Genomic DNA, 232 nt, shown 5'->3' with positions numbered 1-232 from the left:
GTAATGAAACGCGTGCGACGCCAACCGGACCACGTCGGTCATCGGCATCCGGGTCCCACCCGAGGTGACCGCCAGCCCAGCCCCGGACTCGCGTTCTGTGAGGGTAGTGGACACCACGATGGTGACCGGCAGCCCGTGATGGCTACCCAACTCACCCGAGCACAGGGTGTTGCGGCCCATCGCCGTCAGTGCATCATGCTGGCGCTGGGCGGGGGTGCGGCGATCAGTCTGA

At 66.8% G+C, this 232-nt stretch carries 1 pseudogene (only partly in view); it reads right to left on the bottom strand.

The features are described from left to right. Positions 1-232: pseudogene (locus H7J73_RS04375) on the bottom strand (DUF222 domain-containing protein); its annotated part runs 458 nt beyond the window's last position; the annotation flags it as partial.

This window comes from Mycolicibacterium komossense (assembly GCF_025822605.1).
Taxonomy (GTDB): Bacteria; Actinomycetota; Actinomycetes; order Mycobacteriales; family Mycobacteriaceae; genus Mycobacterium; species Mycobacterium komossense.
This window is presented reverse-complemented; position numbering and strand designations above follow the sequence as displayed.